Genomic DNA, 20,710 nt, shown 5'->3' on the forward strand with positions numbered 1-20,710 from the left:
GCTCCTGGACGCACTGTGCCTGCCGGTATCGAACCGGGACCCGCTCGCCGAGTTAAGCGAACACCTGGTCCAGAGGCCCTGCTCGGCGGCGAACTCGCCGCGAGCCGGGTGCAGGCCCACTGGGACCTGGAACTCCCGGGCGGCAGCAAGGTGCAGGTGAAGTACCTCGCTAATCCCGCTGGCCGCTGGGTGAACGAGCACACCGTTCGAAGGCCCGCCGGCGAGGTGCAGCAGTACGCGCTGGTCCTGTTCGAGGCGTTCGCCGTCGTCGGCGTGGTGGTCATGCCTCTCGCGGGACTTCCCGAATCCATGCGGCACTGTGCAAGCAGCACCCGCGCCCCGAGGATGAGCTCCAGTTCACCCAGCGGAACTGGCAGGCCATCGGCGCTGATCCAGGGCGGTTTCACGAGCTCGGGATGACGATCTGGCTGCCAGCACTCGGAGTGTGACGCGCGGAATGCCGCTTATGGTGGCGTTCGCTACGCCACCTTCCTAGACCGGCGGGTCAGCCGCGGTTGAAGACGGCAGCGCCGAGTCGGACGAATCGGGCGCGGCATAGCCGGCATGGATTGCCCCAAGACCAACAAGGTGCTTGACGGCGACCCATAAGCTGCGGCGATCCGTTGTACGCTCTTTCCGACTTTCTCTTGGTTAAACACGCATGGCTCGACAGGGGCCAGCGTAGATCCGAATCGACGGGGCGAGGGGGTGAGCACCAGTGGCCACTGAACCGTGGGTCTCCGTCGATGGCGTTGCAAGGCACCTCGGCGTCGCAAGAGATTCCATATACCGATGGATCGAGGCGCGGAATCTCCCAGCTCACAGGATCGGCCGTCTCTGGAAGTTCAAGCTGTCAGAGGTGGACGAGTGGGTTCGGGCCGGAGGTTCCGAGGGGCCGGTTGAAGCTTCGGATCGCCAGGGAAACGGACGGAACCGCATATAATGGATCAAGCGTTAGACATGGACAACCTGCTGAGACTTCGGCTGGTCGTAGCACGTTATGGCGAGATGGACACGGCCCGGTGGTGGAACACCACCGGCTTGCTCGGCAGTTACGGCACAGCAGTGCTGCGGCGAGGTTTTCCCCGGACTCACCGTTTTGCTCAGGCTCGTTCGGTGTTCTCTGTGGCGGCACACCGATGTGAAGAGATCTTTAATCCGCCGGCGTGCGTCACGCTGTGGCGACTGCCGACCTCCGTAGAGGAGGAGTTCGAAGCACGCTGGGAGCATTGGCTCGACAACGCAGGTGCCTGGATTCCCTTCTTCCAGCGACTCGAGAAGTTGGGCGGCAGTAGCGCCGATCTCGCGTCTATCCTGCGCTCGTTCGACCTGGTGACGGAGGACGATCTAGAGCGGTGCACGCGGCTGCGGCGTTCGGCGGAGGGGCGGGCTGTGGCTCTCCCTTGGATTTTCTCCGGTCAAGCCGAAGAGTTGAGGCTGCTGGCGCTGGGCTTTACCCGAGGCGAACCGGGTGCGCCAGCGGTTCCGTACGCGAGGAGCGCCGAGGCATGACTTCCGTCTCCAGGGCCAAGGTAGCTTCATCCTTCACAATCATCAAAGGTGCGCTCATCGGCGAGACCTATGTCGCGTTCCAAGAATGGGACCTCAGCCGGTCGAAGCAGGAGAATCTTGAGCGCTTTCGGGCGGGCAACCCGATCGCAGCGAAGAGTACGACCTGGTTGCGTGACGTCGCCAAGGTGCTCAGTCGTCGGTTCGAACCGTCGGTACGCGACAAGCCCCTCGTGCAACTCGCCAAGAGTGGGTGCAGTTTGGAGGAGTGGAAGCCGCTGCTGCTCTGGCACATGACGCGTGACGAGTTCTTGGTGCGCGACTTCCTGCTCAACTGGCTCTTTCCCGCGTACGAGAACGGCATCGTTCGCACTCGTTTGGACGACGTGGTGCCGTTTGTTGCCGGCATTGTCGGCCGAGGTGCCCAGATCGAGCATCCATGGTCGACAACGACCATCAGGCGGGTGTCCGCCGGCTTGTTGAAGATCTCGGCGGACTTCGGGTTGCTGCGTGGCGGCGCGGTTAAGGAGTTCACTACTTTTCCCCTGCCGGAGCGGAGCTTTATCTATCTGCTCCATGCATTGCGGGAGGAGACCCGAAACCCCCGCTTGATCATGGGTTCGGAGGACTGGCGGATGTTCCTGATGCGGCCTTCCGACGTCGAAGCGGAGGTTCTTCGACTGCATCAGTTCCACAGACTGCACTACCAAGTCGCGGGCAGCATCGTCCAGTTGTCGCTGCCTTGCGTTGACCCCCTCGGTTATGCGGAGAGGATGGTGGCATGAGCGATTTTGAGCACCGACTCTCCCATGATCTTGAGCCGATCCTTCAGATGTCGGATCCTCGGTCGCGCATCAGTGCTTACCACGACATGCCGTATGCGCTGTTCTGGTATGACCCCGCAGAAGAGTTTCGACTCCGCCGCCAGGTGACGATGCTCGAGACGCGCCTGGCGCAGCGCGGTAAACGGGTCCTGCGCATCTCTCTCGCCGAATGCCTAGAAGACGCCATGCGATCGCAGTATCCGCTGGACGAGTGGTTCGCCGCGGAACGGGATCAGGGTGTCGTGACGATGGTGGAGACGGTGAGTGAGGTGCTGGCAGGCTACTCGCCGCTCGTGGACCACGTCGCCAAGCGGATGCCGGACGATCCGGATCCCATGCGCGACGTCGTGTTCATTCTCCGCACGGGCGCTCTGTTTCCCATGTATCGGACGTTTTCGCTGCTCGAGCAGCTTACCGGACGGGTGCACGTGCCGACGGTTCTGTTCTACCCAGGCCACAAGGACGGTGCCGCGGGGCTGAAATTCATGGGTGTGCTCGACGCTGAGCACAACTACCGTCCGAAGATCTTCTGAGAAGGACCTCTCCGCGATGACCACGCAGTCCATCAGAGACCTCTTCGCCAATCCAATCACGCGGCGCATCGAAGAGGTCATCAAGGTCGACCACACCGACGACCAGATCGTCCGTGGGGAGATAAACGAGTACGTCGTCACTGATGCGATCCGGAGCCACTACACAAGGATCTTCGACGAGTATCAGCAGACGCCGAACAAGCCGCACGAAGGCATAGCCGTCTGGGTTTCCGGCTTCTTCGGCTCCGGCAAGTCGAGCTTCGCGAAGATCCTCGGCCTGTCCATCGCGAACCGGACGCTCGCCGGGGAGCGTGCCGCCGACCTGTTTCTGCAACGCACGGGCGACGACAATCGGATACATGTGTTGTTGAAGGCGATCAACGAACGGATACCCACCCATGCGGTGATCTTCGATGTCTCGACGGACCGGGGCATCCGTAGCGGCAACCAGACTCTCACCGAGATCATGTACGGTCTCTTCCTCCAGAGCCTCGGATACGCCAAGGACCTGGATCTCTCCGAGCTCGAGATAGCCCTCGAGGAGAGCGGCCAGCGCGAACGCTTCGAGGTGGAGTATTCCCGCATCTTCAACGGGCGGGAATGGGCCAGGGAGAAGGGCAAGGTCGCCTTCGCGCTGAGCCAAGCGAGCCGGGTATTGCACAGCCTCGACCCGGACACGTACCCGTTGGCCGACTCCTGGGTGAAGGCGGTCAAGGATAAGGCCGACATCACCCCGGGCAAGTTGGCGGAGCGCGCCAACGAGCTGATGAGGCGCCATAGGCCAGGCCACACTCTGATGTTCGTCGTCGACGAGGTTGGACAGTTCGTCGCGCGTGACGTCCAGAAGATGCTCGACCTCCAGGCGATCGTGCAGAACTTCGGCATCCGTGGCCGAGGCCGGCAATGGCTCGTCGTCACGTCCCAGGAACGACTCGGCGAGCTCGTCAGCGGCTTGGACGACACGAAGATCGAGTTGGCCCGGCTCATGGATCGGTTCCCGCTGCAGGTCCATCTAGAGCCGTCGGATATCTCCGAGGTGACCAGCCGCCGGGTATTGGCGAAAAACGCCGCTGCGCAGGCGCAACTCGGTTCCCTCTTCGACGAGCATCGGGGTCGTCTCGCCGAGCACACTAGGCTCAGTGCCGACATCAGGCTGCCAGATCTGAGCCGGGATGCGTTCGTCGACCTGTATCCGTTACTGCCGTACCAGATCGATCTCATCATTCAGGTTGTTTCCGGACTGCGAACGCAGGGCGGAGCGAGCCGACACGTCGGGGGCGCCAACCGGACGATCATCAAGCTGGCCCAGCAATTGCTGATCAACCCCTCGGTCAATCTCGCCGATCAGCCGGTCGGTGTTCTCGTCCGCCTGGATCAGGTGTACGACCTCGTGGAGAACAACATCGGCTCGGAGATCCGAGCGAAGATCGCAGCCATTCCGCGCGAGTTGAAACACCCGCTTGCGCAGCCCGTGGCCAAGGTCATCTGCCTGCTGCAGTACGTGAAGAGCGTCCACCGCAATGCCGAGAACATAGCCGCAGCCTTGGTGCCTAGCGTCGATGCCGACTCACCGTTGGCGTCAGTGCTGGAGGCGTTGCGGGAGCTCGAAGAGACGCACAAGATCCGCCACGGAGACGATGGGTACCGCATCCCGACCCCTGCCGAGGATGACTGGGAAACAGTCCGCAACGGCATCCTGCCGAAACCGGGCGATGCTCATCGCCTGTACTCCAAGGTGCTCACTGAGTTCTGGCAGCCGCAGCCGACTCATCCATTGCTCGACACCAAGGCGTTCAAGGCTGGGCTGGCCATTCACGGCCGAGAGGTCGTCGGCGGTGACATGATTTTCCAGTTCCACCTCACCGATGAAGGGGCTGATTTCGAGTCGCTCTGCGCGGACCTGCGCACCCGAAGCCAGCAGGAGCGCAAGCAGGTCTTCTGGGCAGTGGCGCTCACCGCCGCTATCGACCACGAGATCGTCGAGCTGTACCGATCCCAGGAGATGCTGCTCCGCAAGGAGCGTGAGACCAGGGGCGAGGACGCTCCGACTCTCATTGCCGAGGAACGGCAGCGGCAGCGTCGGCACCAGGGTGAACTGCGCCGCCGCCTGCGGGAAGCGTGCCTCACCGGCCGGGTGTTCTTCAGGGGCCACGACCGTTCTCCGAGCGACCGGGGAGTGGACGTCGGACGGACCGCGGCCATTATCCTCGGACAGGTCCTCCCCGATATCTTCGACCGGTTCCAGGAGGCGGCGGCCAAGCCGAACGATGTACGCAAGGGCACCGACGCCATCTTCACCGCGCACAACCTCCAGGGTTTGCCACCCGTCTTCAGCCATCTGGGGCTCCTGCGGGATGAGGGTGGCAAGACGGTGTTCCGGGTCGACAGTGGTCCGCTGAAGGAAGTCCTAGACCGGATCGACGAGCGTGCGACGTACGGCGAGACGGCGACTGGACGTTACCTCACCGACGAGTTCACCAAGGAACCGTTCGGCTGGGACTTCGAGGTCGTGCGTCTGCTGGTGCTCTCGCTAATGCGGGCCGAGAAAGTCGACGCCACCAGCCGCGGACGTTCCATTGACACGGTGACCGGTGTCGAAGCTAAGGACACCTTCGCGAACAACAATCTCTTTCGGCAGGCGTCGTTCCGGCCGCGCAAGGGCGTCGAATTCATTCAACTCGTACAGGCCAGCGACGCGTTCAAGGACACGTTCGGCAAGGATGTCAGCGAGCTCACCGCCGCGACCATCGCCGAGGAGCTACGCCAAGAGGCAAGGGACTGCGAGGAGGTCGTCGAGGCGGCTCGCGATGTCCTTAACGATCACCGATTGCCCGGAGCCGCGATGCTCGTGGAGTCCCTCGGTCAACTCAGGGCCATCGGTCGTGAATCGGACGAGAACGCGATCAGCACCTTCAACGCGAGCCACCGGGGCATCAAGGACGCCGTCAAACGCGCACGCGAACTCGGCCAGAGTCTCACCGAGACGCGCCTACACGACCTAGGGCGAGCTCGCCAGGCCATCGAGATCGCCTGGCCGGCCCTGAAGGAGGAGGCCGGTGTCGGACCTGAGCTGGAGTCCAGGGCGGTCGAGCTCCGCGATCTGCTGGAACGGGAAACCTTCTACCGTGATCTTCCCGCCATCCAGCAGCATGCGCGCGCGATCGAGCTCGAGTACACGCGTCGCTTCGACGACGCTCAGCAGGCCCGCATCGATACCTATCGCCGGGCACTCGATCAGCTCACGAGCCAGCCTGAGTGGGGAGAGGTCACGGACGAGGAGATCCGGGGCGAGATCGCGGCGCCGTTGTTGGCCGGGCAGCAGCCGCTGCCGCGTACCGCATCGCTCTCGCTTCTCCGGTCGGAACGTGATGCTTGCGAGGCGCGGCTTCGAACGGCGATCCGGCGTCTGCAGGAAATCGTGGAGGGTGAACGACTCGCGGCGGTCCAGGTGCAGTCCTACTTCGCCGGCGGCATCGAGACCGAAGAACAGCTGGATGCGGCTCTCTCCGGCCTGCGCGACGAGTGCGCTCGCCTGATCGGGGCGGGCAAGAAAGTCGTGGTGTCGTGACCCGTCCCCTCATCGATCTGAACGAGCTGGCGCGCCGAGAGAACGAACAGACCGAATGGAAAGAGAACGTCGCCGACATCGACGACGTCGTCGCGACCCTCAGCGCGTTCGCCAACGATCTGCAGAACCTCGGCGGTGGCTATGTCGTCTGCGGCGTCGCGGAGACCAGGGACGAACACGGATTTCCCACCCTGGCGCGTGCCGGACTCCCCGCGAGCCGGATGCGAGAAGTGGAGGGAACGGTCATGACCCGTTGCCGTGAACGGGTTTCTCCGCCCATAACGCCACTTGTCGAGCAGTTGGCTACGGAGGATCCGCAGCGGCGGATCCTCGTGTTCGTCCAGCCGGCCACCGGCACCGCCCACACCTTTCGCCGCCGCAGCGACGGTGCGAAACATTTCGTGCGGGTCAGCCACTCCACGATCGAGGCACGTAACGGGGTGCTCCGCGAACTCCTCGTACGCAAGGGTGCTCTGGAGCCGTGGGATCGACGGCCGTGCAACGGCGCTACCGAGGCTGACCTCGATCTCATCGCGCTGCGCGATGCGCTGCAGCGCATGGGCGCGTTCTCTGCTGAGCAGGGCCTACAGCCCTACCTTTCTCCCGACTACTCCCTGAGCGCGTTTGTCCCGCCCTTGCTCGCGGCGGAACCCTTGACCGGGGTCCTGCGACCGCGGAACTTCGCCATGTTGCTGTTCGGCCGAAACACGCACCGCTTCATCCCCGGGGCGGTCAGCTTCTTCTCCATCTATCCGGGAACCGATCGCTCGGATCCCCACGCCGAACGACATGAGCTGGACGGCAACCTTTTTGAGCAGGCCCGGCGGCTGCAGGAACTGCTTGACATCCAGTCCTACACCGCATTCGACAAAACTGACCCCACGTCACCAAACGTCATCAAATATCCCCAAAGGGCGCTCTACGAGGCGATGGGTAACGCGCTGGCGCATCGCGACTACGAGCAGACGGATCCGACCCGACTGACCGTCTTCTCCGACCGCATAGAGATCGCATCGCCCGGGCCGCTCCCCAGCGGAGTGGACCTGGCGGCGCTGCGCCGGGGCGAGGCGCCGCCGAAGTGGCGCAACCAGGCCCTGGCTTGGTTCTTCTCGCGGATGCAACTGGCGCAGGGCGAAGGGCAGGGGATCCCGACTATCCTCCGGTCCATGCGGGAGGAGGGCAACCCGCCGCCGCGCTTCGACGCCGACGACATCCGGGTGGTCTGCACGCTGCCGGCCCACCCCAGGCACGCCGCACTGCAAGAGCTCCGCTCCGCGGAGCAGGCGCTCGCGCTGGGCGAGATCGAGCGGGCAAGGGTACGCGTCGAAGGAGTGCTCGAGAATGACCCCCTCAACTTCCGCGCGATACAGCTTTTCGCCGAGATTCACCAGGCACGGCGCGACCCGGCCGCCGTCGCAGCATGGGTGCGCCGACATCGGGACGAGATCGGCGCGCTGCCGCCGCCGGTTTTGCTTCAACTCGCCGAGGCCATCGGCGGGTCAGAGCACGATCGGCCGATCATCGTGGACCTCCTGTCCCGCGCGGCACGCGGCCGGCTGGAGGAGCGCGAACTGCGCCGCATCGTCGTGGCGATGAGCAAGGCGAAGGACGACGAGAGCGCCCTCGACTTGATCGAACGCCAGATGCTGGAACATCCCGAGTGGCGCAGCAACCCGTCACTGCTGCAGCTTCGAGGGGACTCCAACATCGGTCTGGCGAAGCGATGCCGCGACATGGCGACGAAACCGGAGGTCGCCCGGGCCACCAAGGCGCGCGCGTGGCGAGATTTTCACACCTACCTGGACCTGGCCGAACGCGATCTCAGGGCGGCCCTCGCCCACAGCGTCGATCAGTACTTGAGCGAGCAGATTCAGCGCAATATCGACTACCTGGAACAGCTCCGGCGGGACAACCAGCCCCCGCAGCGACGCGCCGCACGGCGGCGGTGAGGACGGCCCAGTGGACAAGCAGACGCGCAGCGCTATCGAGGCCGCAACGCGGGCCGCCCGGCGGCTTCTCGACGAGGACTTCACGGCGCAGCTGGATGGCGACTTTGACGTACGTCGTGACGGCAGCATCGCCGCTGCCGCGAGTCCGCACCTCAACCCTCGCCAGGTCGCGATCCGCGAGAAGATCCTTTCGGCCCTGGTACACAAGCAGACAGCGGGGATGACCGCAGCGGAGTCGGTCGCGGACTACATCCGCGACGCGGCGTTCACGACGTTCAACCGATTTGTCGCACTGAAGATGCTTGAGGCGCGCGGTCTGGTGCAGGAATGCATCACCAAGGGTGAGCAGTCGGCCGGATATCGCGAGTTCTGCGGTTTGGCGCCGAGCCTGCCTCTCTTGCCAGACAGCGCCGGTTACCGCCTCTACATCGAGTCGCTCTTCGACGAATTGTCGACCGAGGTTAAGGTGCTTTTCGACCGGCGCGACCCGGCGTCCGCGCTGTGGCCTCGCCGAGCGACGTTCGAGGAATTGCTGACCATCCTGAACGGCACCGCCCTCGCCGGTGTCTGGGCGGAGGACGAGACGATCGGCTGGGTCTACCAGTTCTTCAACAGCGCCGACGAACGCAGCAAGATGCGCAGCGAGAGCCAGGCGCCGCGGAACAGCCGCGAGCTGGCCATCCGCAACCAGTTCTTCACGCCGCGCTACGTTGTTCAATTCCTCACCGACAACACGCTCGGCCGCATATGGTACGAGATGCGCGACACCCGGACGGAGCTCGTTGACCGCTGCGAGTACATGGTTCGATGCCCGGGTGAAAGATTCGACCCGCGACCCAAGAAAGACCCCCGCGACCTGCGAATCCTTGACCCCGCCTGCGGCAGCGGCCATTTCCTCTTGTACGCCTTCGACCTGCTCCTGACCATCTACGAGGAGGCGTACAGCGACCCGGAAAGCCCACCGTTCGAGGCGACCGGGACCACGCTGGCCGACGACTACGCGGATCTGAAGGCTCTGCGCGCTGCCATCCCGGGATTGGTGCTGGCACACAACCTGCACGGTGTCGACATTGATCCACGATGCGCCCAGATTGCCCAGCTGGCGCTATGGATGCGCGCCCAGCGTGCTTACGGCGATCTTGTGATTGACCGTGCTCAGCGGCCACAGATCCGCCGCTCCAACATCGTCCTGGCCGAACCGCTGGTGGCGGACGAAAACGTCGCCAAGGAATTTCTCACCCAGCTCGACGACGACCAGCTACGCCTCGCGTTCGCTGAGCTGGTCGACGCGCTCGCGCTCGCCGGCGACCTCGGCCTGCTGCTGAAGGTGGAGTCGCGGCGAGCGCAGCCGCTTGCCGAGGGTTACGACAGCGACCTTTTTACCCCAGCGGAGGGCCGCCTTCAGGAAGCCCTGGCCCGCTATGCAGCCGAACTGAAGACCCAGGTCAATACTCGTCAGCGTCTCTTCGCCGAGGACAGCGCGCAGGGCCTTGGGCTGTTATCCATTGCCCAGTATAGATACGACGTAATACTTATGAATCCGCCCTTCGGTGACTGCAGCGCCAGAGCGAAAAGCACTTTTGACCGATCCTACCCGAGAACCAAGAATGACGTATACGCCGCATTCGTTGAACGCGGGATTGCGCTCCTGCGGGATCGCGGTCGCCTGGGCGCCATAACGTCTCGCACCGGATTCTTCCTATCCAACTTCCAAGCGTGGCGCGAGGAGGTCATTTTGCAGGCCGCGCCCCCAGTGGTCGTGGCCGACCTTGGGAGTGGAGTGCTCGACGCGATGGTCGAAACCGCCGCCTATTGCCTGGAGGCCGCCACATGACGATTTTCCTCAAGGTACTTGATGCCGAGGCGGGTGCGAAGTCCGAGAAGCTGCTTCTCGCTCTGAATGCGTATAGGACCGGAGAAGCCGATGGCTATCAAGAGGTCATCTACGAGCAGGACCCGAAGAGATTCTTCGACTTGCCCAACAGTCCGTTCGCCTACTGGGCAACCAGGCAGGCATATGCAGCTTTCCGAAAATTCCCTCCTTTTGAAACGGAAGGCAGGGTTGTCAAGCAAGGAGTGGCCACCGCAGACGACTTCCGTTTCTTGCGCGCATGGTGGGAAATTTCGCCGGCCCGGGTGGGTGAGCGGTGGTTTGCGTTCGCGAAAGGGGGAACTCACTCGCGATTTTATTCAGATCTTCCGCTTCTCATCGGATACTCCCGCGCAGACCAGGTAGGGATCCAAGCCATTGGCCGTTACGGACGTGGCGCATCACACTACTTTCTGCCGGGCTTAACGTGGCCACGCCGCACTCAAAGCGGGCTGGGTGTTCGAGTGATGCCTGCCGGTTGCATCTTCGCGGATAAAGGCCCGAGTGCTTTTGTCAAAAATAATGATCCATCAGGCTTGCTTGCATTGCTGGCAGTCATGACGAGCAGTCCGTACCGATATCTCGTCGAGCTTCAGATGGCATTCGGTTCCTATGAAGTAGGTGTTATCCAGCGAACGCCCATTCCTGAGGCGGGCGATTCCGTGCGAGGCGAATTGGTGAGGCTTGCGCACCAAGCGTGGTCACTGAAGCGCCGACTCGACTCCTTGCATGAGACGTCTCATGCGTTCGCGCTGCCGCCGGGATTAGCAGAGAGAGATTCGACCTTCGATCGAAGTGGCGTCGAGGCCCGGATACAGAGCACGCAGCGCGAAATCGATGATATCCTATATACCCTGTACGGCCTCGAACCGCACAAAGATGGCGATCTTGCAACGTGGTCTGAGCGTGCGCTGCCTGGGAGCGGATCCCGGAACGACGAGAGCGCCGAGGAAGGCAGCGATGCCGACTCTGCCAAGACGGAAGCTTCGCTCGCCCTCATCCTGTCATGGTTGGCCGGCGTGGCGTTCGGGCGGTTCGACCTTCGGTTGGTGACTGGCGAGCGATCGGCACCGCCGGAACCTGAACCCTTTGATCCGTTGCCGAAGCAGTCGCCGGGTATGTGGCCGGCCGGTGAGGAACGGCCTGCTCCACCGCCCGGCATCCTGGTCGAGGACCCGGGGCATCCCGCAGACATCACCTCCCATGTCGCGACCGGAGCCGAGCGGGTCGGTGTAGTAGTGCCGGAGGACCTGCGCCGGTGGCTGGCGCGAGAGTTCTTTCCGCTGCACATCAAAATGTACTCGAAGAGCCGGCGGAAGGCGCCGATCTACTGGCAGGTGGCAACTCCCTCGGCGAGCTACTCGGTGTGGCTCTACATTCACGCGTTCACCAGCGACACGATGTTCCGGGTGCAGAACGAGTACGTCGTACCCAAGCTCCGTCACGAGGAGCGCCGCCTGGAGGCGCTGGAGCAGGAAGCTGGAGAGCGCGCCACCGCAGCGCAGCGCAAGGCGATCGCTGAGCAGGAGTCCTTCGTCAGCGAGCTCCGTGGACTTCTCGACGAGGTCAAGCGGGTGGCACCGCTGTGGAACCCCGACCTCGACGACGGCGTGATCATCAACTTCGCGCCGCTGTGGCGTCTCGTGCCGCACCATCGGCAGTGGCAGAAGGAGCTGAAGGCCACGTGGGACGCGCTGTGCGCGGGCAGGTACGACTGGGCGCACCTCGCGATGCGTGTCTGGCCTGAGCGAGTGGTGCCGAAGTGCGCGACCGACCGGAGCCTGGCCATCGCGCACGAACTGGAGGACGTCTTCTGGGTGCAAGGGCTGGACGGCAGATGGGTGGCGCGGCCCGTACCTACCCGGTCGATTAGCGAGATAGTCGCGGAGCGTACCTCGGACGCGGTCAAGGCCGCATTGCGTAGCCTGGTCGATGCCCCGACCGCCACCAGGTCCCGTGTAGGCCGCCGGCGTACGGCCGCCGGCGCGTCGCGGGGAGGACGTTGATGGATTCGTTGTACGACTACATCGCGAAGAAGCTCGCCGAGGAGGTCACGAAGCGCGGAGTCGTGATCTGGTATGACGCGGGTACCGAGTTCGCTCCGTTCATCGCCGAGCTGCGCGGCGGACCCCGGACCGGCGAGGCGGTTCCGGTCACTCTGTACGGGAAGGTGGTTCGCCTCGCCGAGTACGCCGGTTCGATGTTCGAGGTGCGCTTCGCCGTCGAGCCGTATGTGAGGGAAGATTCCCCCGAGCCGGCGGTCATCTATCTGCCCGGCTGCGACCGCGATACTGGCGGCTCGGTGCTGATGGAGTTGGAGAGGGCCGGGATGCATTGGGAGCCCCGGCTGGCGCAACTCGCCAAGGAGCTTCTGCTGAAGCGGCACACGATCGGTGTTGTCGATTCGATGGTCGCGGCCGACCGGCGCTTGAGTTATGAGGACTTCAGGAAGATCGCCGCGGACGAGGGCGCGGGGAGTGCTTCGGTTCTCAAGAGTATTTTCGCCAGGTCCCATGGTGATGACACCGTCCTGGCCGATTGGCTTGCGGACGATTCCCGCGACAGTGAAATCGCGGGTAAGTCGGCGACGGGGGAGTTGATAGCGCTTGTGCAATCGTGGCTGGGGTTGAGGCTGCCCGGTGACGGCCACCCGAGCAAGTTGCGGAGCATCACCCTGAGATACGTCCTGGCCGGTGAATTCCGTGCCGATCTCAGCTGTGCTTCGCCGCCCGCGCTGGACGGCGTGCCCGTTCCGCCTACACCGGATGCGGATCGAGCGGTTCGTGAGCTGGCGGTGTTACTGCGTTCCGGCCATGCCCAGGTGTATCCGGCGCTGGCGGACCTGGTCGAGCGCGAACTGGGGCTGTCGTCGGCCGCGATTCCCGCCGAGGCTCTCGGAACGATTGACACTTTCCGGTTCGAGGAACGGGTTCTGCTTAAGCACTGCGGTGACCTTGTCGCCGATGGTCGGTTCGAGGCGGCACTTACCCTCGTCTCGCAGCGAGCTGACTGCTACTGGCTGCACGTCGACGTGGCACGCAAGGCACAGTGGGAAGCCATCCGTCGCATGGCTGAGCTCGGCCAGGTGGCCATCCGGGTGGGCGCTGAGATCAAAGCGGCCAACGGGGACGTGGGCGCATGGTTCGGGCGGTACACCGCCGCCGGCGGGTGGCACCGGCTGGATCAGGCGCAGCGACGGCTAGAAGCGTGGATCACCGAGCTCGATGACGTGCAGGAGCAGCCACTCGCTGTGGTTCGGCGCGCGTACGAGGACACCTGCCATCGCATGGCGGATCGGTTCACCAAGGCGCTGGCCGGGTCTGGCTGGGCGGTGCCGCGGGCACTGCACCAGACGAGGGTCTTCAGCGAGGTTGTGGCGAGTCAGCCCAAGCCTGTGGCGTATCTCCTCGTGGACGCCATGCGATTCGAGATGGGACTCGAGTTGGCTGAGCGCCTACCGGATAAGTCCGAAGTGTCCGTCCGTCCGGCGGTAGGGGCGTTGCCGAGCATCACGCCGGTCGGGATGGCCGCGCTCCAACCCGGGGCAGCGGCGAGCTTCTCGCTGGCCGATAAGGGTGGCCGCCTCGGTGCCCAGATCGACGGCACGTTTCTTGCCGACCGTGCCGCCCGCGGGAGATTCGCCAAGGCCCGCATTCCCGACCTGGTCGATCTCGCGCTCAACGACGTGCTCAGCCTGCCGGTTTCGAGACTCACCAAGAAGGTCGAAGGCGCACAGGTGGTGATCGTCCGATCCCAAGAAATCGACCACGCGGGTGAGAACGGCTTTGCTTTCCACGCCCGGCAGGTCATGGACACGGTCATCGACAACCTTGCCCGCGCGATTCGGAGGCTTGCGAACGCCGGAATCCGGCATGCTGTGGTCACGGCGGACCACGGTCACCTCTTCTTCGCCACGGACCGCGACGAGTCGATGCGAATAGATGCCCCTGGAGGCGACACGGTTGACCTTCACCGTCGGTGCTGGGTCGGTCGGGGCGGCGCCAATCCGCCGGGAACCGTACGCATCTCGGCCGCCACGCTCGGCTACACCTCCGATCTGGATCTGGTGTTCCCCGCCGGCGCCGGCGTTTTCAAGGCCGGCGGCGACCTCGCCTTCCACCACGGCGGTCCTTCACTACAGGAGCTCGTCATTCCGGTCGTCACGGTTCGCGCCCCGGCGCCGGTCGAGGCGTCCAGCGCCACCGCGCCGGTGGCCGTGGAAGGCGCGCCTAATGAGGTGACGAACCGAATCTTCACCGTCACACTGGCTCTCGGTGGCCAGCACCAGTTGCTTCCGGAAGTGGCAGAGGAGGTCGTGGTCCGGCCTGTGCTCATAGCTGACGGTCAGCAGGTCGGAGTTGTCGGCATGGTGGTCGACGCGAAGTTCGACGTTGCCGCGCAACGGGTGCGCCTCGAGCCGGGACAGAGGTGCACCCTTGCGTTCAGGCTCGTTGACGACGCAGTGGGGAGCCTGCGGATAGTTGTGCAGGATCCAGAGACGGATGCGGAGCTATACCGATCACCCTCCGACATCCCGGTCCGGCTTGGAGTGTCATGAGCAATGCGGTTTCCAGCACTCGCGAGGCGTTGGGCGAGAAGGCTAACAGGCTCTTTGCCGGCAAGGTAGTCCGCAAGGATCTTGTGCGAAAGGTCAAGGTGGGTGCCAATGTGCCCGTCTTCGTGCTTGAATACCTCCTCGGCAAGTACGCCGCCTCCGCAGACGAGCTGACCATTCAGATGGGGCTGCAGGTTGTCAACGACACCCTGGCCAACAACTACATCCGGCCTGACGAGTCGATGAAGGCGCAGGCCACCGTCAAGGAGCAGGGACGGCACACCTTCATCGACAAGGTAAAGGTCAGACTCGTCGACTCGGACTACTGGGCCGAGGCGGCCAATTTCGGGCATAAGCATATCCACATTCCCGAGCGCTACGTCCGCGAATATGAGCGGCTTCTGACGGGTGGAGTCTGGGCGCAAATTGACATGCGCTTCGAGTACGACGAGGAGTCACGCGGCAAGAACCCGTTCTGGATCGAGCGGCTCACGCCGATCCAAATCGCAACCTTCGATCTGGAAGAGTATCGCCGCGTCCGCCGTCAGTTCACCAGCGAAGAGTGGCTTGATCTGCTCGTGCGCAGCTGCGGCTATGAACCGGACGAGATGTCCCGTCGACTGAAGCTGCTTTTCCTTGTCCGACTCATCCCGTTCGCCGAGCGGAACTTCAACCTCGTGGAGCTCGGGCCGAGAGGCACTGGCAAGAGCTACATCGTTCAGGAGGTCTCGCCCTACGCGGCTCTGCTGACCGGCGGCACGACCGTTGCGAACCTTTTCGGGCACATGTCGGGACGGCAGAAAGGCATGGTGCAGATCTGGGACGTCGTAGGCTTCGATGAGGTCGCCGATCTGCAGAAAATGCCCAAGGAAGTCATCACCACCATGAAGACCTACTGCGAGTCGGGTACGTTCCAGCGCGGCCAGGAAGCGGTATCCGGGGATGCCAGCATCGCCCTGTTCGGCAACACCGGGCAGCCCGTCGACGTGATGGTCCAATCGTCCCACCTCTTCGCGCCGATGCCGGCCATCATCCGTGACGACATGGCGTTCATCGACCGCATTCACTTCTACCTCCCCGGCTGGGAGGTGCCGAAGATGCGGAACGAACTCTTCACCGATGGCTACGGGTTCGTCGTCGACTACCTGGCCGAGGCGCTTCGTGAGCTTCGGAAACATAACTTTACCGAGGCGGTGGATCGACACTTCGCGCTAGGCGCACATCTCAACGCACGAGATCGCAAGGCGGTACGAAAGTCGGTTTCTGGCTTCATGAAGATCCTTTATCCGGACGGGGAAGCCACTCACGATGAGCTTGCCGAGATTCTGGAGCTCGCTCTGGAGGGCAGACGCCGGGTGAAGGAACAGCTCAAGAAGATGGGGTCCTTCGAGTACTACCACACTTCGTTCAGCTACACCGTGCAGGAAACTGGAGAGGAAAAATTCGTCGGAGTCCCCGAGCAAGGCGGGCGTGATCTGATATCCGCCGACCCTTTGGCGCCCGGAACCGTCTACAGCGCAGGTGTCACGGCCGATGGAACGGTGGGGCTATATCGGGTTGAAGTCTCCGTCTCCAACGGTACGGGCAAGTTAAAACTGGCGGGCGGCATCGCGGGCACCACCAAGGAGTCGGTGCAGCGTGCGTTCAGCTTCCTGCAGGCCCGTAAGAACGACGTAGGCATCGCTCGAGACCTGGACGTCTCTGACCTTCATGTCGAGGTTATCGACCTTCTCGCCAACCGCGTCGAAACCGAGCTCGGCGTCGCTTTCTTCGTTGCGGCCTATTCGGCCTTGCGTAAGGCGCCGGTAAGCCCTGCATTGCTTATCCTCGGCGACATGAGCGTGCAAGGAAACATCAAGCCTTTGCGCTCCCTCACCGAGCCATTACAGGTGGCGAAAGACAATGGTGCTAGGCGGGCATTGATACCCATCGAAAATAAGCGGAACTTTCTCGATGTCAGCGCAGAGATCATGGAACACGTCGACCCGATCTTCTACGGAGACCCGAGGGCGGCGGCGACGAAGATTGTAGGCGGACTGTAGCTACGGATCAGATGCTTTCCCTTCGCGGTCGCTGCCAGCAACGGACTTCGGCGGGATGGGTCGCGGTCGCGACGAGGATGGTAATCCCCAGGTGATCGCATGTCGCTACGGCGGGTGCCGCGACGCAGTAGCCGCGATAGCAGGGGCGTTGGTAATTCGCCCTGAGCAGCCCGATTGAAGCAGGTCCTACCCTGCGTGACGGTGTCGCGTGGTGATCCGGTGGTGATCGGATGTCTGCGACCGTTTCAGCACGGGCGCGACCGCATCAGCACGTTCAAGTGGCGGCTATCGATCAGCAAGACGCTTGGCTTATGCACTCGGCTCGGACCTGCGGAAACACAGAGTCGCTCTGAGCTGCTAATATGTCTTCGGAAACAGGTTTGAATCCGGAGGCTACAAAGTGTACCCGCGACCACTAGTCATTTGACTACGGATCAGAAGGTTAGGGGTTCGAGTCCCTTCGGGCGCGCAAGTGATCAAGGTCGTGACCTGCGGAAACAAGGGTCACGGCCTTCTTCTTTCCCAGTTTCGACCCCGATCGTCCCACATGGTGGGTGCGTGGTGATCGGGTGGTGATCGCGTGTCGAACAGCTGGCTCGTCCATAGTAGATCCGGCCGTTGAGCTGGGCTTTTCAGGACGCGAACCAGCCCCACGACCGCCGCCTCTCTCGACTACGGTGAGTTACTACCCTGAGGGCAAGGTTGTCGCCCGCTGGCGAGGTCTACGGATGTCGGCGGTCCCCGTTCGCGCCGTCGCTGCCGATGGGGTGTCACTCGGTCGCCCCGCACCGGTCTCCGCGGAATCATCCGCAAGGCACCGGGCAACAAGCGGACAGATGACGACGACGCACCAGCAAGCCGCCATCCCAGGCTCCCAGGGTCATTGCGTGCTGGTGTAACGGCTGGTCACGGCGTCGATGAGGTCGCGTGAGCGGCGGTCGGCGCGGCGGTTGGCGCGGGCGATGTTGGTGTCGCCGTTGATACGGTGCCAGCCGATCGCGGTGTTACGAAGGGTGGCCATGACAGCGGGTCCGGTACCGGTCCGGGCCTGATGAAGATCTTCACGGAACGTGATATCTCTGACGTTATGGACCTGGTTCTCGATCAACCATTCCGCCCTCGCCCATTTCTGCAGATCAGAGGGCTGAGCATCGGGGGCGGTCAGGGACGTGACCAGGTAGGTGGTCTCCCGGCTGGTGTTGCCGTCCACGGTGCGGGTCCGGATGATCCGGGCGGCCTGCTGGGCATGCGGGAAGGCGATCCCACCCGGGGTGTGCAGGGTGACGGCCTTGACCGTGCGGGTCTCCTTGCGGCCGTGCCCGCGGTCGCGGGTGCGGTCACCGACCGGGATCTGCGCCCATGGCAGGGTCTTGAGCTGGGCATGAAGGGTGGGCTGGTTTCCCTTCGCCTGTAGGAGAAGGTGTGCTCCACGGCTGGTGATCTGCTCGGCGTGATCGGTCTGGGTATGCATCGCGTCGGCGACGAACAGGATCCCGGTCAGACTGCCCAGAACCTTCTCGACAGCGGCGAGCAGGGGCGTGAAGGCCGGAATCTCATTGCTCTTCGCCTCGACGGTGACCTGGGCCAGGACGATGCCGGTGCTGGTGTCCAGCGCGGACAGCAGATGCACCTGGCGGCCCTCGGGCAGCCGGGCGCCCCGCAGCGTCTTGCCGTCGACGGCGATCACGGTCCGATAGCGGCGCGGCCGGATGGGCGCCGACGGTGTCCGCGACCGCAGCCAGCCGGCCAGGACAGCGCTGAGCACGCCGGCGTCGAGGCGGGTCAGCAGCCGCCACATCGTCGTGCCCGCCGGCACACCCCGAGTGAACCCGAGCCGGGCCTGGTCGGGCTCGTCGAGGTCGTAGAGCCAGTCGGCAATCGCGGCGAACGAGGTGGCACCGGCCAGGACCGCGCAGACCGCGACGGTCAGCAACGCCACGAGGGGATACCGGGTCCCGTGGGGGTTTCGTGGGTCCGGACCCGGCCCAGGGCTTCGACGAGCCCGCCGCGTTCACTATCGGTGACCGGCGGTGCGGGCGTGTCGGAGCCAGGGGTTGTCACGGTCAGTACGCGGATCAGAGATGATGCCATCGGCGGGTGGAGTTCCTCGGTGGTCGTGCAGCGTCAAGAACTCCATGATCACCTTGAGGGCTTCACCCGCTACCACTGCCTCCACAGAGGCCACTCACCCCACGAAATTCCTGTTCAGCGCCCCGCGCCGGGAGAACGCAATAGCCCTGCCCAGGCTCCGGACGCCCAACCCGCCGGGACCGCGACCACCGGACTAGGGCAACGAAGACGCCAGCTAGCTCTCGATCCCGCGCCCCGGACATCCTCGGAACGTGCGCCGTCGGATGAGATGGCGGCGAGCAGCGCGCTGACGCCTGCGCACGAGATGAACGACCGCGGGCGCTGCCGCCACCCTGATCTTGCGGGGCGGCGGTGCGTCAGTGGTCCGGGTCAGGGTCTTGTTGATCTCTCTCCCCAATTCGTGCCAAGCGACAGCGAGCGTGGTGAATCGAGTTCCAGTACAGGGAACCCTCGCAGTTCTGCGATAGCGAAGCATCAATACCGGCTTTATCTATCCATGGAAGTTGATCTTCGGTCGACAGATCCATCGGATGCAACGGGAGAGTTTTCGATGAAGCTTAAAAGATTGGCCGCCTCGACAGTGGTTGGCGTCGCTGCTGTGGCCGCGATGAGTGCAGTAGCCGCCGGCCCCGCTGTCGCCGCCGACGGGGTCGGCGTTTGGAGGCCCTATGGCAGCACATTTTCACTCCCTCAGAATTGGCGGTGCGGTCCAACCGCTGAGGTTGCCAGCAGCGTAAATGCGCGGGCGTGCGGAATCAGGTCGCTGGTGGATGGCACCAAGGTTCAGGCGGCAGTGATCGTGCACAACATGCGATCTAGCGCATTCTCCACAGACGCGAATGCCCGTCTGCTCGTTACGCTTCCTAGCGGCAACGAATTTTTGCGTGCGGGGTATTGCAAGTCGTCGGGCCTCGCGTCAACCTCGTTCTCCGTTTGCTTCGGGGATACTTTTACCTATGCCCAGCCGGTGCGTGCCTACGGGGAGGCTAACGGATCGGTGCTCGGCGGATACGGATACTTTTGATTCCAGCCTATTGGCGGGAGCATGTACATGCGCGGCCTCGGCGTTCGCCGTTGCCAGTTGGCCAGGTGAGGAACGCGTCAGCATGCCGGGACCGCTTAGGGCATTGCACAGGAGATCTTGGCCTGTGACCGTCTGTCTCGCGCTGATATCGGCGGAGCTGAATCAACTACTGCAATCGGGGAGACCATCATGAATTCACGCAGATTCGCCGCGGCATTAACGGCGGCATCAACCGTCACGGCCGCGGCCCTTGCGATCACAGCCAGCCCGGCATTTGCGAGCGACACGACGTTCAGTGTGACCGTGAAGCACTCCAACGGCACCATCGTCTCCACCATTTCCGGCAACGTCAAGTGGCTCAATCGCTCGGTGATGCTGACGGACATCTCGCAGTACGTCAGAGGCGGTGAATGCGCGTATGCCACTGTCGATAGCTGGATGTTGAACAGGCTGGTCGACTACCGCACCACCACCGTTCGTTGCCCGGCAAGCAACTACACCTACACGCTGGGCGATATTCTCATCAATGGCAACAATTTGGATGACAACGGTGACGGTGTACCCGACGGCCTCTACTCGGCCGTCACCGAGGTCTACATTAATCTCTACGACAAGGACCACGGCAATGACGCAACGCAGGTTCGGAAACGCTGACAATTCCGGATTCGGCGATACGGTGAGCCGTATTCAGAACGTAGTAGAGGTGGCTGGCGGGGTCCCGCGTTAGATTGACGATGCATAACGG

Annotated in this window: 13 protein-coding genes; 12 read left to right on the top strand and 1 reads right to left on the bottom strand. The window is 63.4% G+C overall.

The genetic code is table 11. The features are described from left to right. The first annotated feature begins 15 nt into the window (after positions 1-15). The 11 genes from J5X75_RS18405 (at position 16) to brxL (ending at position 16,850) form a co-directional block, all read left to right on the top strand. Complete coding sequence (locus tag J5X75_RS18405) at positions 16-420, top strand: hypothetical protein (RefSeq protein ID WP_208468629.1); 405 nt, start codon at positions 16-18, stop codon at positions 418-420. A gap of 298 nt (positions 421-718) precedes the next feature. Continuing rightward, on the top strand, positions 719-943 hold the full coding sequence (locus J5X75_RS18410) for a helix-turn-helix domain-containing protein (RefSeq protein ID WP_208468630.1): 225 nt from the start codon (positions 719-721) through the stop codon (positions 941-943). A gap of 17 nt (positions 944-960) precedes the next feature. Next, on the top strand, positions 961-1,512 hold the full coding sequence (locus tag J5X75_RS18415; RefSeq protein ID WP_208468631.1) for a BrxE family protein: 552 nt from the start codon (positions 961-963) through the stop codon (positions 1,510-1,512). Next, positions 1,509-2,294: a BrxA family protein gene (locus J5X75_RS18420; RefSeq protein WP_208468632.1), complete on the top strand. Its 786-nt coding sequence runs from the start codon at positions 1,509-1,511 to the stop codon at positions 2,292-2,294. The genes J5X75_RS18415 and J5X75_RS18420 overlap by 4 nt, the downstream gene beginning before the upstream one ends. Further along, positions 2,291-2,866, top strand: coding sequence for a BREX protein BrxB domain-containing protein (locus tag J5X75_RS18425; protein WP_208468633.1), 576 nt, complete (start codon positions 2,291-2,293; stop codon positions 2,864-2,866). Before J5X75_RS18420 ends, J5X75_RS18425 begins: the two co-directional genes overlap by 4 nt. Before the next feature lie 16 nt (positions 2,867-2,882). After that, positions 2,883-6,434 (top strand): BREX system P-loop protein BrxC, encoded by a 3,552-nt coding sequence (gene brxC, locus J5X75_RS18430; protein WP_208468634.1) that lies wholly within the window; start codon positions 2,883-2,885, stop codon positions 6,432-6,434. Continuing rightward, positions 6,431-8,383, top strand: coding sequence for an ATP-binding protein (locus J5X75_RS18435; RefSeq protein WP_208468635.1), 1,953 nt, complete (start codon positions 6,431-6,433; stop codon positions 8,381-8,383). Before brxC ends, J5X75_RS18435 begins: the two co-directional genes overlap by 4 nt. Before the next feature lie 10 nt (positions 8,384-8,393). Further along, on the top strand, positions 8,394-10,217 hold the full coding sequence (locus J5X75_RS18440; RefSeq protein WP_208468636.1) for an Eco57I restriction-modification methylase domain-containing protein: 1,824 nt from the start codon (positions 8,394-8,396) through the stop codon (positions 10,215-10,217). Next, on the top strand, positions 10,214-12,259 hold the full coding sequence (locus tag J5X75_RS18445) for a BREX-1 system adenine-specific DNA-methyltransferase PglX (protein WP_208468637.1): 2,046 nt from the start codon (positions 10,214-10,216) through the stop codon (positions 12,257-12,259). The genes J5X75_RS18440 and J5X75_RS18445 overlap by 4 nt, the downstream gene beginning before the upstream one ends. Further along, a complete protein-coding gene (locus tag J5X75_RS18450; RefSeq protein ID WP_208468638.1) occupies positions 12,259-14,811 on the top strand; it encodes a PglZ domain-containing protein in 2,553 nt (850 codons plus the stop codon). Before J5X75_RS18445 ends, J5X75_RS18450 begins: the two co-directional genes overlap by 1 nt. Continuing rightward, positions 14,808-16,850, top strand: coding sequence for a protease Lon-related BREX system protein BrxL (brxL, locus tag J5X75_RS18455; protein ID WP_208468639.1), 2,043 nt, complete (start codon positions 14,808-14,810; stop codon positions 16,848-16,850). The genes J5X75_RS18450 and brxL overlap by 4 nt, the downstream gene beginning before the upstream one ends. An 880-nt stretch (positions 16,851-17,730) precedes the next feature. Here brxL and J5X75_RS18460 read toward each other — a convergent pair. After that, complete coding sequence (locus tag J5X75_RS18460; RefSeq protein WP_208468640.1) at positions 17,731-18,789, bottom strand: ISAs1 family transposase; 1,059 nt, start codon at positions 18,787-18,789, stop codon at positions 17,731-17,733. Between the two features lie 1,365 nt (positions 18,790-20,154). Here J5X75_RS18460 and J5X75_RS18465 point away from each other — a divergent pair. Then, the gene (locus J5X75_RS18465; protein ID WP_208468641.1) at positions 20,155-20,619 is read left to right on the top strand and encodes a hypothetical protein; all 465 of its coding nucleotides are present in this window, start codon (positions 20,155-20,157) and stop codon (positions 20,617-20,619) included. The last annotated feature ends 91 nt before the right edge of the window (positions 20,620-20,710 follow it).

The organism is Actinoplanes flavus (assembly GCF_017592555.1).
Taxonomy (GTDB): Bacteria; Actinomycetota; Actinomycetes; order Mycobacteriales; family Micromonosporaceae; genus Actinoplanes; species Actinoplanes flavus.